The following is a 13,707-nucleotide window of genomic DNA, read 5'->3' as shown; positions in this document are numbered from 1 at the left end:
GGGAATGCCCATGCCTGTTGTGCACAGAGCACATGCCGCCACCTTATGAGCTCCGACCACGCCATCGGTTTCTCGTGGCCGCTTCCGAATCACGCGGGGATCACGCGGCGGACGCGTAGCGCGGCGCCGGGTGAACCTGCGCGAATCCCGGGATCATCGCCAGCCGGGCGGCCTGGAAGGCGTCCCACTGCCCGGCGTCGTGAAGCGGCGGGATCGTCACGGACTCGCGGCGGTCGAACCCCGCGAGGGCGGCGTCGACGAGGTCGCCGACCTCCATCATCGGCGGCAGCGCGGCGGGATCGACCCCCGACCGGCTCCACAGCTCCGTGCGGGTGGCCGATGGCAGCACGGCCTGCACGTACACGCCCTTGGGGGACAGCTCGTGACTCAGGCCCTGGGACAGGAACAGGACGAAGGCCTTGGTCGCGCCGTAGACCGACATGCCGAATTCCGGGACCAGCCCGACCACGGAGCCGATGTTGACGATGGCGCCCGCGCCGGCCCCGGCGAAGCGGGGTGCCACCGCGCTGGCGAGCCGGACCAGCGCCGTCGTGTTGAGGGTCACGAGGCGCTCGACGTCGTCGGTGGCCTGCTCGACGAAGCCACCGCCGACGTTGGCGCCGGCATTGTTGACGAGGATGCCGATGCCGTCGTCGTCGCGCAGCCGCGTCTCGACGGCCCGGATCTGGTCCGGCGCCGTGAGGTCGGCCGGAAGCACGTCGACGGCGACGCCGTAGTCACGGCGGAGACGGTCGGCGAGCTCGTCCATCCGTGCCTTGTCGCGGGCGACCAGCACGAGGCCGTGGCCGCGCCGGGCGAAGCGGTCGGCATAGGTCGCGCCGATGCCGGTCGAGGCGCCGGTGATGAGAACCGAACTCTGGGTGGCCATGGGATTCGCCCCTGCGTGTCTGATGAGCAATCATGATGATCATCATGATTGAACTCAAATATGATCGCGATCATATGAGTGTCAACGGGGTCGATGGGGAATTTTCGAGATGCGTGTCACGCAGGAGCAGATGCGGGAGAATCGCCGCCGCATCCTGGCGGCGGCGAGCCGTCTTTATCGCGACAAGGGGTATGACGCCGTCGGCGTCGCCGAGGTGATGAAGGCCGCGGGCCTCACCCATGGGGGCTTCTACGGACACTTCGCCTCGAAGGAGGACCTGATGGCGCAGGCCATCGCGCAGGCGGCGACCGAGGTCGCGGGCAGGGGCGGGGACCTGCCGGCGTTCGTGGCGACGTATCTCTCGCCCGCGCATCGGGACGACGCGGCGGACGGGTGCCCGATGGCGGCCCTGGCCGCCGACGTTCGTCACCGGCCGGCGGCAGCGCGGGCCGCCATGACGACGGGCATCTGCGCACAGATCGACCGCCTGACCGAGGCGGTCCCCGACGCCGCCGACCGCCGCCGCGAGGCCATCGGCACCTACGCGGCCCTGATCGGCGCCCTGATCCTTGCGCGTGCGGTCGACGATCCCGCGCTCTCGGACGAGATCCTCGACGAGACACGCGCCTGGATGGCGCCCGGCGCGTGAGGCCCGTGTCCTGCGGCGGTTGACCTGGCCTCCGTCCGTGATCCGCAGGGGCCGAACGCGCTTGTCCGCTCCCCGGACACGGGCCTCGACCACCGGACAGGCGCTCCCGTCGCCCGAACGGAGGTCGCCCGGCAGGAGGTCGCCCGGCAAGAGGGTGGCACCGGCGGATCATCCCGCGAGGGCGGTGGCGATGACCGAAGCGGGTGAGGTGGTCGGGCGCCCGATGAGACCGCTCAGCTGATGGCCTGCATCGAACAGGCCCCCTTTTTGTGCTCCCGCATCGGAGTCCGCCAGGAGGCCGGCGAACGCTTCGGGGAGCCCCGCACCGATCAGGGCGGCCGCGAACTCCCCATCCGACAGGGTCCGGTAGCCGACCGGCTCGCCCTACACCTGCGCTACGAGGTCCGCGAAGTCCGCCAGCGTGTAGGCCTCGTCTCCGGCCAACTCGTAGATGCGGCCGCTCTGAGCGGTCTCCGACGCCAGCACGGCGCTGGCCGCCGCGGCGTAATCCGCGCGTGTACCGCCGAGGCGACCCGGCCTTCCCCGGCGGCGCCCAGGAAGACCCCATGCGCCAGCGCGGCCGGGATCGAGGCGTCAGCGCGGGCGGAATCGAGGCCGCATAGTTCTCGGTGTACCATCCATTGCGCAGCAGCACGTGCGGCACGCCCGACGCGGCTTCGGTCGCGCGGTGCTCCTCCGCCAGACCAAGGGGCGACGTACAAGGGGCGACGTATCGGCCCGGAGGACGCTCGTATAGGCAATGCCTGGGTCACCTGGAACGCGATGGGTTCATCACGCGCCACGTGTACCCGACCAGCCCTCCGAGCTTTGAGTATCGCTTGGCCGAGCTGGGTCGCTCCTTCCTCGTTCCCTTGGACATGCCGGTGGATTGGGCCGAGGACAGCCACCGACGCGTTCGGGAGGCGCGGCGCCTCTACGATGACGTCGAAGGTTCCGGCCCCGCCTGAACCGGTCGATCCGGACCGCGACGCGGCCGAGGCGAATGGATAAGGGCGTCCGGAACGCCACGTTCCATGCTCGGGAGAGCGGCCCTGGGGGCGGGAGTCCGGGGTGGAAGTCCCAGGGTTGAAGTCCCGGATCAAGGACCGGCCTTGGACGTGGCGACGAGGTCCACGTCGACCCCGACCTCCAGGGCCACCCATTGTCCCGACGCCCACGCACCCTGCCCGACGCCGAATGCCGTGCGGACGAGGCCGACATGCCCGGTGGCGCGGGCCTGGTCCCCCGCGAGCGCAAGCCGGAACGGAAGCGTGAGCGGGCGGCTCGTGCCCCGGATGGTCAAGGTTCCGACCGCCTCGTAGTCGCCGCCGCCCTTGTCGACGAAGCCCGTGGCCTCGAAGCGCGCCAGGCGCGCCGCCTTCACGTCGAACCAGTCCTGCTGCGGCAGGGCCGTGTCGCGCTGGACGTCTCCTGTGCGCGCGCTCGCCAGATCGATGAGGACCGTGGCGTGCCCGGCCTCCGGCTTGGCGGGATCGAACGTCACCTTCGCGTCGAAGCGCTCGAAGCGTCCCGAGAACGGGGCGCCGACCTGGACGCCCGAGAACCGGATCGCGCTCCTAGCCGGATCGATCACCCATTCGGCGGCGGCGGCCGGCGAGGCGGCCCCCAACAGAGTGCCCAAGAGTGTGCCCAGCAAGGGGGCTCTCCGGAGCGCCAACCGCGCGTGGGCGACGCGGAAGCGGAAGGCAGGCGTGGTCATCGGATCGCTTCCGTGTGCTCGGAGGATGTCGGGGGGCGGCCAGCGGGCAGCATGCGGCGCAGGCTGTCGTCGCGAAGGATGAGGTGGTGACGCAGTGCGGCCGCCACGTGCAGCGCGAGCAGCGCCGTGAGCAGCCACGCCCCGTAGGCGTGAACCCGCTTCGCGACCTCCTCGGCCGCGGCTGCATCCGTGATGAACGCCGCCAGGGGCAGGTGTGGCCAGGGCACGAGGCCGTACAGCACCGTGGGGATCTGGAACGGCGAGAGCGACACGATCGCCCAGCCGGTCAAGGGCAGGCCGACGAGCAGGAGATAGAGCAGGCCGTGCACCGCGCCGGCCGCCCGGCGTGCGGGAGCCGGCATTCCGACCGGGTGCCGGGGCGGCCGATGGAAGGCGCGCCACGCGAGACGGAGCGTCGTCAGGGCCAGGACCGTGATCCCGACGGACTTGTGCCACTGGTAGAGCTGGAACTGGCGCATCGGCGCCAGCCCAGCATGGGTCATGACCAGGCCGATGCCGATGAGGGCGAGCACGCAGAAGGCGCTCGTCCAGTGCAGCAGGATGGCCACGACGGTGTAGCGCCGCGCGGGCGGGCCGGGTCCCATGGCCCTCCTCCTCCCTCGGGCTCAGTCCTGGCGCTCGAAGGCGCCCGCGATGGTGAGGTGCAGGTCGTCGCCGATCAGCGGGACGTAGGTCTTCACGCCGAACTCGGAGCGCTTGAGCGTCCCGGCCGCCTCGAAGCCGACCGTGACCTTCTTGTTGAGGGGGTTCACGCCGGCGCCGACGAGGGTCACGTCCAGGGTCACGGGCTTGGTCACGCCGTGAAGGGTCAGGTTGCCCAGGACCTTGGCCTTGTCCTTGCCGTCGGGCGTCACCTTGGTCGACACGAAGGTCATCTCGGGGAACTTGCCCGCGTCGAGCCACTGGTCGCCCTTGAGTTCTCCGGTGAGCTTGTCGCTGGTCGTCGTCACCGAGGCGACGGGGATCTTGATGGCGAGCTTCGAGGCGGCCGGGTTCTTGGGCTGGAGGTCGAGGGTGCCGGAGACGTCCGAGAAGCCGCCGGCATAGTTCGAGAAGCCCATGTGGGACACGCGCCAGCCGACCTGGGTGTGGCCGGGATCGACGGCGTAGGTGCCGGCCTGGATCTGGGCGGGGTCCCGGGTCGGCGGCGTCTGGGCCGACGCGCCGCCCCCGAGGGCGACGGCGAGGGCGAGGCCGGAAGCGAGGAGGAGTTTCATGATCGTCTCCGAAACGTGAGTGGGCGGTCGCGGCGCGCGCGAGGGGGTCGGGAGGGCGCCGCGACCCGACGAAGGTCCGGATAGTCCCGTTGGCCGGTCCCGTAGAGCCTGCTATCCGGCACTACATGGTTGCGAAATCGGAAACCTTCGGCGGCAATCTCGACGATCTGCGGGCGTTCTGTGCCGTCATCGATCTCGGCACGGTCACGGCGGCGGCGGCGAGCCTCCGGGAGACCAAGGGCAGCGTCAGCCGACGGCTCTCGCGACTGGAGGCGGCCCTGGGCGCCACCCTGATGGCCCGCCACCCCCGCGCGGTCTCACCGACGGCGGAAGGTCTCGCCTTCTACGCAAAGGCCCAGGAATGCCTGGCGCTCCTCGACGAGGCGGCGGAGACCGCCCGTGGCGCATCGACGGTGCCGGCAGGGCACCTGCGGATCACCACCTCCGTCGATTTCGGCATCGAGGTGATGCCCGAGATCGTCGCCAGCTTCCGGATGGCGTACCCGCAGATCACCGTCGAGATGCTGAACACCGACACGCGCCTGGATCTGGCGGCCAACCGGATCGACCTCGCCCTGCGCCTGGGGGACGTGGAGGAAACCGGCTACCGGGCCACCCAGATCCTGGACGTCTGGCTGGGGCTCTATGCGGCGCCCGCCTACCTCGCTTCGAAGCCGCCCCTCGCGAACCCGGCGGCCCTGGCGGACCACGACGTGATCCTGGCGCGCGAGCGAGCCGGCGTGATGGGCATCCTGCTCGACGACGGCGGGGGGCGCATGGAGCAGGTCGGCCTCCGGCCGGCCATTCGGGTGAGCGATTTCGCGACCGCGCTTCGCTTGACCCTTGCGGGGGCGGGCATTGGGCACCTCCCGAGCTTCATCGCCTCACGGAGCGTCGCGGCGGGGCGGCTGGTGCGGGTGCTCGAACCGTGGGCGACCACCGGGGGAGCGTTGCGGGCGGTGAGCCTGGCGGGGCGGGAGTTGCCCGCACGCGTGCGCCTGTTCCGTGAGCATGTGCGCACCGAGATCGCGAAGCGGTCGTCCGTGGAGTTCAAGCCGCGCTAGAACGCCTTCTGCCGAAGTGGATACCGGTCCGGAGGATAGGAGCGCGGCGAGACAAGAGCCAGGAGCTGCGCCCGACCCGACGTGGTCGGGCGCAGCTCCAGAACCGTGGGGCGGCCAGCAGACACCGTGCCCGGTCGGGCGACCGGGAGCGGGAACGGCCCTGACAGGCGCCGCCGACCGGAGGGCCCGTTATGCCGCGGGATCCTGCCCCGCGCGGAGCCGTTGAAGCGATGTGTTTCGAACACGGAGTCGTCGCCATGGCCCAGACCCGTCATTCACGCCCCGATCCCATCGAAGAAGGCGCCCAGGCCCGGATCCACGGCCGTCCGAAGGATGCCTGTCCCTACCCGCGCGACAGCGAGGAACGGGCGGCCTGGATGGAAGGCTACGATGGGACGCCCCGCGACGACGGCCCCGACCCGCGCCTGGGGTGAAGCGCAGCTCCTTCCGGGCGCTTTCCGGCCCAACATTCGCACATGCCCGGAAATCGGAACACTTCGCATCGCGTCACGTTGGCTCCCCAACGCAACAGCGAAGGAGACATCGATGCGTAAGCTCGCTCTCATTTCCGCCGTTACGCTCTCTCTCGGAGCTCTTGGCGCGACCGGTGCTCAGGCACAGGGCTACGGATACGTCGGTGACCGCGATGGCGGTTATGGCCGCGGCTACGGGCGCGGAATCGACCGGGGCTACGATCGGGATCGCGGCTACGACCGGCGGGGCGATCGCCGGGACCGGCGCGGTCTGTCGACCGGAGCGGCCGTCGGCCTCGGGATCGCGGGCGTCGCGGCGGGCGCGGCAGCTGCCGGCGCCTACGATCGCGGCGGACCGGGTTACTACGGCCGGGGCTACTGAAACGGCGTGATTCGTGACTTCGAAGGCCCTGCCGCGCACGCCGCGGCGGGGCTTTTTCTCGTAAGGATCCCGTGTCGTCAGAACTTCGTCGCGCCGGAGGCTTGGTGTCCCGGCGCTCCATCCGGATCGCGACCGACGTCTCGCCCCCTCCTCGAAACCGACCGTCCGCGATCGGCGCAGGTCACCCTCCGTGACACGGCCCGGACCACGGCCCGGACAAGGTGAAACCATGCAGAGCAAGCTCTCCAAGACGATCATCGGTGCGATCATCGCGGTCGCGCTCGCGGCCGCGGTCTCGTATGGACTCATCAACCAGCAGACGGCCGATCAGCTGCAGACCAAAGCGAACCAGACCCTGTCGGACGATCAGGCCGCACCGACGACGAACCCGCAGCAGCCGGTGCCCGCACCCACGCCGCAGACCCCGACCCCCGCCCCCCGTCCGTGACCCTCGCGGGACCCTCAGGTTCCGCGAACGCGACACGGACCCCGAGGGGCACACCATTTGGAGGATCGCCAATGACACAGGACAAGAGCGGCAGCCAGGATCGCGCCGAGACCAGGGCCGCACGGGCCGCGGAGCGGGCCGACACGGCCGGACAGGTCTGGGAAGAGGTGAAGGCGCGGGAGACGGCCCGCGACGACCAGATCGTGCGCCTGAAAGCCGAGCGGCTGGCCCGCGATGCCGAGGACGCCGCCGCTCCGAAGCCTGCCGCCAAGGCGACCAAAGCGACCAAAGTCGCCAAGCGCTGAGGAGGCCCCGGCGCCGGCCCGAGGGGCGAGGACGCGCCGCATCGGGTGCGTTCGGGCACCGCGAAACGAACGGATCGGGGGCATGAAACATCGGCGCAGGACGTATCGCTGCAGGAAACATCCCTGCCATGCGCAAGCCCTATCGAAGGCGACGCTCCGATCCCGATCCAGCCCGTGAGGCTCCCATGCCCGTCGCCCGTCCCGTCCGCTGGCTGATGACGCTCCTCGCCCTCGTCGCGCCAACGGGTCTCTCCGGCGCCGGCCGGAGCGGCCCCGCCGAGACGCGCGAGCCGGCGGGCGAGGCCTCGGCACAGGTCGTGTTTCGGCACTTCATCTGAACCGGCTTCGGCCCGTCAGTCGCTACGGCTCGGCATCTCGCCGGCGGCCACGAGCGCCCGGGCGATCGCCACCGTGCGTCGGCTCTGGTGCCGAATGGCGTCAAGGTCCTCCGGACACGGATCACGGTTCTCGGCGCCGACGATGGACGAGGCGCCGTAGGGCGAGCCCGCTTCCAGCATCGCCGCGTCGGTGTAGCCCGTGGGCAGGATGACCATGCCGAGATGGGCCATCGGCGCGTAGAGCGAGAGCGTGACCACCTCGGACCCGCCATGCGGCCAGGACGCGGTCGCGAAGGCGCCGCCGACCTTTCCCGCCAGGGCTCCGCGCTTCCACTGAGGTCCGAGCCGATCGAAGAACGCCTTCAGCTCCGTCGCCATGGCGCCGAAATAGCACGGCGTGCCGAACAGGATGGCGTCGGCCCATTCCGCGTCTTCGTGCGTCGGCGCTTCGTAGAGCGCGTTCTGCCGCGTCGCGCTCTCGGTCCAGCCGTCGACCTTTTCCATCGTGGCATGGTCGACGACCTCGCGGGCCCGACGAAGCCGCACGGTGGCGCCGGATGCCCGGGCGGTCTCCGCAGCGGCGACCGCCAGTGTTTCGACGGAGCCGGATCGCGAGTAGAACACGATCAGCAGGCGCGTCGGGTCGGCTTTGGGTTGGGGCACGGCATGATCCTGGGTGAACGCCTCAAGTAGCGCTCCGAACCCCGACGGAACCCGCCCCTGCCAAAGGGTCGCGCCGCCTCGACGCGGGCCTCGTACGGCAGGCCCTTGCCGTCAGGCCTTCCTGAACGCAAAATGAACACAGTGTTCCTGATTAACGGATCATGAACGAACGGCCCGCCAGACTGGCCTGCCCCGCAACTCCACAGGAGGATGGAATGTCGACCGGACTGTTCCAAAACCTGCCCGGCGCCCACGAGATGGGAGGCGCCTCCGCGCTGCCGAGCGAGCCGTGGCTGCTCCCGATTTCCGACGGTCCCGGCCCGTTGCCCAGCCCGGCCTCCGACGCGACGGATGCCCTGCTGCTCTCCGTGCGCAACGCCGCGCGTCCGGCCCGAATCGCCGCGAACGCGCTGATGGCCCTCTTGTTCGTGATGGTTCTGGGGCAGATCGCCAAGGACCGGTTCGGGGCCGCACCGGCCCACACCACCGCCGGGCAGCACGCCGCTGCCGCACAAGTCGCCGATGCGGCGCCGGCGGCGATGCCGGTCTCGAAGGCCTCGCTGACCGTCGACAACTGAGCGGGTTCGCACGGGCCGGCGCGGGACGATGCGCCGGCGGTGAGCCGCCTTTTCGCAGAGGCCCGCCGCCGGACCGGAACGCCGGTCTCGCGATCTCGCCCGATCTTGCGATTCCGTGAGGCCGCGGCGAAACTGATGCCCGGTCTCGACGAACCGGAGCACGAGCGGCAGTGAGCGACACGGCGATCAAGGGGCCGGCTTCCTACTTCCCGTCCATCGAGAAGACGTACGGACGTCCCATCGCGGAGTGGCAGGCGCTGGTGCGCCGGCATCTTCCGGCAAAGCATATGGCCCTCGTCGCCCTGCTGAAGACCGAGCACGGGATGGGCCATGGCCACGCCAACGCCCTGGTGGCGCACGTTCTGGCGGCCGAAAAGGGTTAGGGGTCGGACTCCCGGCAGGGGCGGGCACGAGTCGGTGTTCGCACGCCCGTCCGCCCGGGGTTCAGGGCCTGTCGCCCCGGAGCTTGGCGAAGAACGGGGCCAGCTCGTCGTCCGCGTCGTCCCAGGTGTCCCCTTCGGCCAGGCCGAACGCTTCGAGGGCCCCGTCTTCCCGGCGGATGACGCACCATGCGGTCTGCGTCGCATCGGGCGGCACGAGCCATTGCCGGATCTCGGCGGGCGTCTGGCGGCGAAGCCGGAACTGCCGCTCGGGGTTGTCGTGAAACCACAGGCTGTCGGTGTCGGTGGCGTGCATGGGGGGCTCGGACGGGCGGGGTGGCGGAAGCCGGCCGGCAGGACGGCGCTTCAAGACGGCGCTTCGGGACGGCGCTTCATGCCAGCCGACCGCCGCGGTTGTCGACCGGCTGCCCGCGAGAGACGCGGTCCGGCGCCGGCCGGTCAGACCAAATCCGGTTGATCGCTTCGCGATGCGGATTTGGGCTTCGCTCAGGCGCCGCGCGGGCTGCCTGAGACTGTCTCCGAATGGATCATCCGAAGACAGTATCAGACCCCGACGCGGCCGAGTCCGGGCAGCTTCAGGCCGGGACGGCGCAGATCGAGACCCGCGACGGCACCGAGGATGTTGACCTCCAGCCCTTCGACCCAGCCGAGCGTCAGCCCGAGATAGCCACCGAGATTGATCCGGATTCCGGTGCCCGAGGGCGTCGTGCCGAACCAGCGGCCGTCATAGGGGAAGTCCTTCCCGATGGCGGTGGCCGGCAGGCTCGCCCGCATTTCCGGCACCGAACTCATCACCGCCGCCACGAAGGTGTTCGAGTTCGGCCCGGGCCACAGCCGGTAGTCGCCGACCTTGGCGTAGCGGTAAGTGGCGATGGTGGCCCGGATGCGCGGCAGCATCCGCTCCGCTTCCTCCCCGTCGGCGGCGAAGATCACCTCCGGGGCGCTGCCGAACCAGCGCCCGTCCGGCACGAAGCGGTCGATCCAGATCGGCATGCCCCAGGCCGTGTAGTCGAACCGCTGGTAGGCGCGGTCGCCCGCCCCCTTCACGACGATCCAGCTGTGGCTCGCGACGATGCCGCGCCAGCTCACGGTGCGGGCCGAGAACACCCGCACGACGGCCTGCGGGTTCCGCGCGGCGGGCGGCAGCAGGCCCGCGCTCGAGCGGTCGGCCGAGCGCCAGTCCGCGATGTCGTTCCTGAGGTAGTAGAGGGCGGCCGAGACCGCGATCGGCGCGAGGAACACGACGGCGAAGACGAGGAGGGCGATGCGGAGCACGGAGGTCTCATGGTGGGGGAAAGCGCGAGATCCCTGATCTAGGATGCCCCCCGAACCTACGGCAGAGGCGTGCGGCGTCATCGTGCCGTCCGGCACCGCCTGTCCTCGCACCGCCTGCCTTCGGGGGGGCTGGTCGAAGACTCGGCCGTGGCGCCGGTCGAAGGCCTTGCCAAGCCTGGGCGGCGGACGCATGCAGCATCCCGTCGCCGCCGCGAGTCCAGCCCCATGATCCCATCGATCCCGATGCCGGCCCCGCCCGTCCGGGACGGCCTCCCGCCGGCCCAGCGTGGCCGGGCGATGGTGGCGGTGCTCACGGGCGTCGGCCTCGCCACCCTCGACACCGCCATCGCCAACACGGCCCTGCCGACCATCGCGGCCAGCCTCGGCGTCGATGCGGGCGACTCGGTATGGATCGTCAACGCCTATCAGCTCGCCGTGGTGGCGACCCTGCTGCCCATCGCGGCGCTCGGCGAGATCATCGGGCAGCAGCGGATCTACATCGGCGGCTTCGTGCTGTTCACCGCGGCCTCCCTCGTCTGCGCCCTGGCCTGGTCGCTGCCGACCCTCGTCGCCGCGCGGGTGTTCCAGGGGATCGGCGCGAGCGCCCTGATGGCCGTCAACATCGCCCTCATCCGCTTCATCTACCCGGCGAACCAGCTCGGGCGGGGCGTCGGGCTCAACGCCTTCGTGGTCGGAATCGGCTTCGCCGTCGGCCCCACCGTGGCCTCCCTGATCCTCGTGACGGCGCCGTGGCCGTGGCTGTTCGCCATCAACGTGCCCATCGGCCTCGGCGCCCTGGCGCTGGCCTGGACCGCCCTTCCGGAGACCGGCCGCTCCGGCAATCGGTTCGACATTCCCGGCGCGTTCCTGAACGCCGCCGCCTTCGCGCTTCTCATCCTCGGGCTCGGCGAGGCCGCCCACGAGGCGCCGCTCTGGCACATCGGGGCGGAGGTCGCGGGTGCCTTCGCCTGCTTCGCCCTGCTCCTGCGCCGGCAGGCAGGGCATCCGGCCCCCATGCTGGCCGCCGACCTCCTCGGGCGTCCGCTCTTCGCCCTCTCGGCGATGACGGCTTTGTGCTCGTTCGCGGCCCAGGGCCTCGCCTTCGTCTCCCTTCCGTTCCTGTTCCAGCACACCCTCGGACGCAGTCAGGTCGAGACCGGGTTCCTGATGACGCCCTGGCCCGTGCTCGTCGCCGTGCTGGCTCCCGTGGCCGGACGCCTCTCGGACCGCTACCCGCCGGGCCTGCTCGGCGGCCTCGGACTCGCCGTCCTCGCCCTCGGCATGGGGCTGCTCGCGGCCCTGCCGGCGAACCCGACCGTGTTCGAGATCAGTTGGCGGATGGCGCTCTGCGGCGCCGGCTTCGGCTTCTTCCAGGCGCCGAACCTGCGCGCCCTGATGACGAGCGCCCCGGCCGCCCGGTCGGGCGGTGCCAGCGGCATCGTCGCCACCTCCCGCCTCCTCGGCCAGACGCTGGGGGCGGCCCTGGTGGCGGCGTGCTTCACCCTCGCGGAAGCGCACGGGCCGGCCCTCGCCCTCGGGCTCGGCGGCGCCTTCGCGGGTGTCGCCAGCGCCGTGAGCTTCCTGCGCCTCGCGGTTCGTCCCGACGACGTGGGCGGTGCCGCGTGAGGCGGAGGCTCCGCGCCGGCGCCCTGGTGGCCCTCGGCCTCCTCGCCGGCGCGCCGGCGCGGGCCGACGAGGCGGCATGCGACAGCGCCGACACGACCGTGACGACGTTTCCGGTGCCGCCGCAGAGCGCCCTGGCCTATCGGCGCGCCGAGACGATCGCGGCCGCGGCCTCGCAGCGACGGGGCGTGGAGGTCGTCCTCCTCGGGGACAGCCTCACGCAGCTCTGGCCCGACGCGTCGGTCCGGGACACCTTCGGGGCCGATGTGCTGAACCTCGGCGTCGGCAGCGACCGGACGCAGAACGTGCTGTGGCGCCTGCAGGACGCCCGCTACGCGGCGCTCGCACCCCGCACGGTGTTTCTCATGCTCGGAACCAACAACCTCGGCTATGGCGACAAGGTCTGCGCGATCCGGGAGGGGCTCCGCCGGGTGCTGGAGCGCCTCGACGCCGTGTGGGGCAAGCCCCGGCTCGTGGTGGTCGGCATTCTCCCGCGCGGCCGAAAATCCGCGTTTCGCGATGCCGAGCGCCTGCGCCTCAACGCCGAATGGGCGACGCTCCTGGCCGAGCGGGGCAACGCCGTGATCGTCGACGGCGCGGAGCTCGCCCTGCGCTGCGACGAGGACCCATGCCCGGCCTTCGCACCCGACACGGTGCACCTCGCGCCGCCGGGCTACGCCGCCCTCGGCGCCGCGATCCGCCGGCAGTGGGACGCCCCCGGGACGCCGTGAGGCCGGCCGGGCGCCCGAGCCCTGCACCTCTCCCGCGCCCCAGAATTCTCCTGGATGCCAAGATTCTCCCGCGCCCCGCCGCCCTCCGGGATCGGCGCGCGTTGTCCCTTTGGCGCGCCGCACCGCCCGCCGGAGGGAATGGGACATGTCGAAGCTCTTCATCGCCAACATCCGCTCGCCCGAGGGCGACAGGCCCCTGGTGACCGTCCGCGCATCCGCCGAGGGCGAGGCCAGACTGTTCCTGGCCGCCGCCTACCCGGACGACGAGGTGGTCGACGTGGTGGAGCCGAGCGACTGGACGAGCGACGCGGACACGGGTGCGAAGGATGGCGACGTGCGTGAACATGCGGGCGTCGCGTGGCAGGCCCCGTCGAGTCTCGCGCGGTAGGGCTCGCACCGGGGCCCGGCATCCGCCGGAGCCGCGCCGACGCGGTGCCGAGGGCAACCCGACGGTGCGTCGGAAAGCGCAGGCCGCGGCGTAACGGCCGACGCCGTCCCGCGTTGTCCTGCGACAGGTCGGTTCTGCAACAGCTGGAGCAGACGATCCCGAGACGACGTGAGGAGACGACCCATGGTCCTGCGATCCGAAGACCCGCCGGCACCCGGCAACATCGCCGTCGAAACGCCGCCGGATTCGCGAGAACCGACGACGGCGATGCTGAAGGCCGACATCGACAGCGGACGAACCGGCGACAAGGTGTCTCATTACGATCCCGGCCTGTCGCAGCTCGGCACCGACGACGAGGCCGCCGGAAACCCGCCCTCGGCCGAACGCGTCGCCCTGGCGCGCAAGGCCGAGGCGGCCGCGCCGCGCGTGCGCGACTCGGCGCAGCCGCACGGCCGGAACGCCTGGGTGATGCCGGCCTTCGTCGGGGTCGCCCTCCTCATCCCGACGGTGGTCGGCGTGTCGCTCTACCTGCTCCGCTAGGG

Annotated in this window: 21 protein-coding genes and 1 pseudogene; 14 read left to right on the top strand and 8 right to left on the bottom strand. The window is 71.2% G+C overall.

Going from position 1 to position 13,707, the window contains the following annotated elements; all coding sequences use genetic code 11:
- Positions 1-100: 100 nt before the first annotated feature.
- Positions 101-889 carry an SDR family oxidoreductase gene (locus tag ASF27_RS12555; protein ID WP_056176438.1) on the bottom strand — a complete coding sequence of 263 codons (789 nt, stop codon included), beginning with the start codon at positions 887-889 and terminating at the stop codon, positions 101-103.
- Between the two features lie 109 nt (positions 890-998).
- Between ASF27_RS12555 and ASF27_RS12550 the strand changes: the two genes are divergently transcribed.
- Positions 999-1,538: a TetR/AcrR family transcriptional regulator gene (locus ASF27_RS12550; protein WP_056360571.1), complete on the top strand. Its 540-nt coding sequence runs from the start codon at positions 999-1,001 to the stop codon at positions 1,536-1,538.
- A gap of 168 nt (positions 1,539-1,706) precedes the next feature.
- Here ASF27_RS12550 and ASF27_RS23165 read toward each other — a convergent pair.
- Positions 1,707-2,300 (bottom strand): annotated as a pseudogene (locus ASF27_RS23165) (KR domain-containing protein); the annotation flags it as partial.
- 41 nt (positions 2,301-2,341) lie between these two features.
- Between ASF27_RS23165 and ASF27_RS23160 the strand changes: the two are divergent.
- On the top strand, positions 2,342-2,506 hold the full coding sequence (locus ASF27_RS23160; protein ID WP_244473891.1) for a hypothetical protein: 165 nt from the start codon (positions 2,342-2,344) through the stop codon (positions 2,504-2,506).
- A 131-nt stretch (positions 2,507-2,637) separates the two neighbouring features.
- Here ASF27_RS23160 and ASF27_RS12540 read toward each other — a convergent pair whose 3' ends face one another.
- Genes ASF27_RS12540 through ASF27_RS12530 form a run of 3 tightly spaced genes read right to left on the bottom strand, consistent with a single transcriptional unit; the run spans position 2,638 to position 4,496 of the window.
- On the bottom strand, positions 2,638-3,258 hold the full coding sequence (locus ASF27_RS12540; protein WP_056360568.1) for a YceI family protein: 621 nt from the start codon (positions 3,256-3,258) through the stop codon (positions 2,638-2,640).
- Positions 3,255-3,863 carry a cytochrome b/b6 domain-containing protein gene (locus ASF27_RS12535; protein ID WP_056360564.1) on the bottom strand — a complete coding sequence of 203 codons (609 nt, stop codon included), beginning with the start codon at positions 3,861-3,863 and terminating at the stop codon, positions 3,255-3,257. Before ASF27_RS12535 ends, ASF27_RS12540 begins: the two co-directional genes overlap by 4 nt.
- A 21-nt stretch (positions 3,864-3,884) precedes the next feature.
- Positions 3,885-4,496 carry a YceI family protein gene (locus ASF27_RS12530; RefSeq protein WP_056266469.1) on the bottom strand — a complete coding sequence of 204 codons (612 nt, stop codon included), beginning with the start codon at positions 4,494-4,496 and terminating at the stop codon, positions 3,885-3,887.
- 89 nt (positions 4,497-4,585) lie between these two features.
- Here ASF27_RS12530 and ASF27_RS12525 point away from each other — a divergent pair, with 89 nt between their 5' ends.
- The 6 genes from ASF27_RS12525 to ASF27_RS22295 all read left to right on the top strand — a co-directional run bounded on the left by ASF27_RS12525 (position 4,586) and on the right by ASF27_RS22295 (position 7,506).
- Complete coding sequence (locus ASF27_RS12525) at positions 4,586-5,560, top strand: LysR family transcriptional regulator (protein WP_244473892.1); 975 nt, start codon at positions 4,586-4,588, stop codon at positions 5,558-5,560.
- 257 nt (positions 5,561-5,817) lie between these two features.
- Positions 5,818-5,994, top strand: a complete 177-nt coding sequence (locus ASF27_RS22740; protein ID WP_200918814.1) for an Rmf/CrpP family protein — start codon at positions 5,818-5,820, stop codon at positions 5,992-5,994.
- Between the two features lie 112 nt (positions 5,995-6,106).
- Positions 6,107-6,415 carry a hypothetical protein gene (locus ASF27_RS12520; RefSeq protein ID WP_056360562.1) on the top strand — a complete coding sequence of 103 codons (309 nt, stop codon included), beginning with the start codon at positions 6,107-6,109 and terminating at the stop codon, positions 6,413-6,415.
- A 229-nt stretch (positions 6,416-6,644) separates the two neighbouring features.
- Positions 6,645-6,863, top strand: coding sequence for a hypothetical protein (locus ASF27_RS12515; protein ID WP_056176456.1), 219 nt, complete (start codon positions 6,645-6,647; stop codon positions 6,861-6,863).
- A gap of 71 nt (positions 6,864-6,934) precedes the next feature.
- Entirely contained in the window at positions 6,935-7,168 is a 234-nt protein-coding gene (locus ASF27_RS12510) for a hypothetical protein (RefSeq protein ID WP_056360559.1), read from the top strand.
- 185 nt (positions 7,169-7,353) lie between these two features.
- On the top strand, positions 7,354-7,506 hold the full coding sequence (locus ASF27_RS22295; protein ID WP_156398923.1) for a hypothetical protein: 153 nt from the start codon (positions 7,354-7,356) through the stop codon (positions 7,504-7,506).
- A gap of 15 nt (positions 7,507-7,521) precedes the next feature.
- Here the strand turns inward: ASF27_RS22295 and wrbA are convergent, their stop codons facing one another.
- Positions 7,522-8,169, bottom strand: coding sequence for an NAD(P)H:quinone oxidoreductase (wrbA, locus tag ASF27_RS12505; protein ID WP_056360556.1), 648 nt, complete (start codon positions 8,167-8,169; stop codon positions 7,522-7,524).
- Positions 8,170-8,384: 215 nt separating this feature from the next.
- Between wrbA and ASF27_RS12500 the strand changes: the two genes are divergently transcribed.
- Entirely contained in the window at positions 8,385-8,747 is a 363-nt protein-coding gene (locus tag ASF27_RS12500) for a hypothetical protein (protein WP_056360553.1), read from the top strand.
- Positions 8,748-8,917: 170 nt separating this feature from the next.
- Complete coding sequence (locus ASF27_RS12495) at positions 8,918-9,130, top strand: DUF4287 domain-containing protein (protein WP_056266462.1); 213 nt, start codon at positions 8,918-8,920, stop codon at positions 9,128-9,130.
- Positions 9,131-9,191: 61 nt separating this feature from the next.
- Here ASF27_RS12495 and ASF27_RS12490 read toward each other — a convergent pair whose 3' ends face one another.
- Together ASF27_RS12490 and ASF27_RS12485 are read right to left on the bottom strand one after the other, a co-directional pair.
- The gene (locus ASF27_RS12490; protein ID WP_056360552.1) at positions 9,192-9,443 is read right to left on the bottom strand and encodes a hypothetical protein; all 252 of its coding nucleotides are present in this window, start codon (positions 9,441-9,443) and stop codon (positions 9,192-9,194) included.
- Between the two features lie 248 nt (positions 9,444-9,691).
- Positions 9,692-10,414 carry a DUF3750 domain-containing protein gene (locus ASF27_RS12485; RefSeq protein WP_056267048.1) on the bottom strand — a complete coding sequence of 241 codons (723 nt, stop codon included), beginning with the start codon at positions 10,412-10,414 and terminating at the stop codon, positions 9,692-9,694.
- Positions 10,415-10,648: 234 nt separating this feature from the next.
- Here ASF27_RS12485 and ASF27_RS12480 point away from each other — a divergent pair, with 234 nt between their 5' ends.
- The 4 genes from ASF27_RS12480 (at position 10,649) to ASF27_RS12465 (ending at position 13,705) form a co-directional block, all read left to right on the top strand.
- The gene (locus tag ASF27_RS12480; protein WP_056360549.1) at positions 10,649-12,049 is read left to right on the top strand and encodes an MFS transporter; all 1,401 of its coding nucleotides are present in this window, start codon (positions 10,649-10,651) and stop codon (positions 12,047-12,049) included.
- Positions 12,046-12,777: a GDSL-type esterase/lipase family protein gene (locus ASF27_RS12475; RefSeq protein ID WP_082483782.1), complete on the top strand. Its 732-nt coding sequence runs from the start codon at positions 12,046-12,048 to the stop codon at positions 12,775-12,777. Before ASF27_RS12480 ends, ASF27_RS12475 begins: the two co-directional genes overlap by 4 nt.
- Positions 12,778-12,922: 145 nt before the next feature.
- Complete coding sequence (locus tag ASF27_RS12470) at positions 12,923-13,165, top strand: hypothetical protein (protein WP_056176480.1); 243 nt, start codon at positions 12,923-12,925, stop codon at positions 13,163-13,165.
- Positions 13,166-13,348: 183 nt separating this feature from the next.
- Entirely contained in the window at positions 13,349-13,705 is a 357-nt protein-coding gene (locus tag ASF27_RS12465; RefSeq protein ID WP_056360546.1) for a hypothetical protein, read from the top strand.
- Positions 13,706-13,707: the final 2 nt, after the last annotated feature.

Source organism: Methylobacterium sp. Leaf102, from assembly GCF_001422425.1.
In the GTDB taxonomy this organism is placed as follows: domain Bacteria; phylum Pseudomonadota; class Alphaproteobacteria; order Rhizobiales; family Beijerinckiaceae; genus Methylobacterium.
Note: the sequence above shows the minus strand (reverse complement) of the source record. Positions and strands in the feature narration are given on the sequence as shown.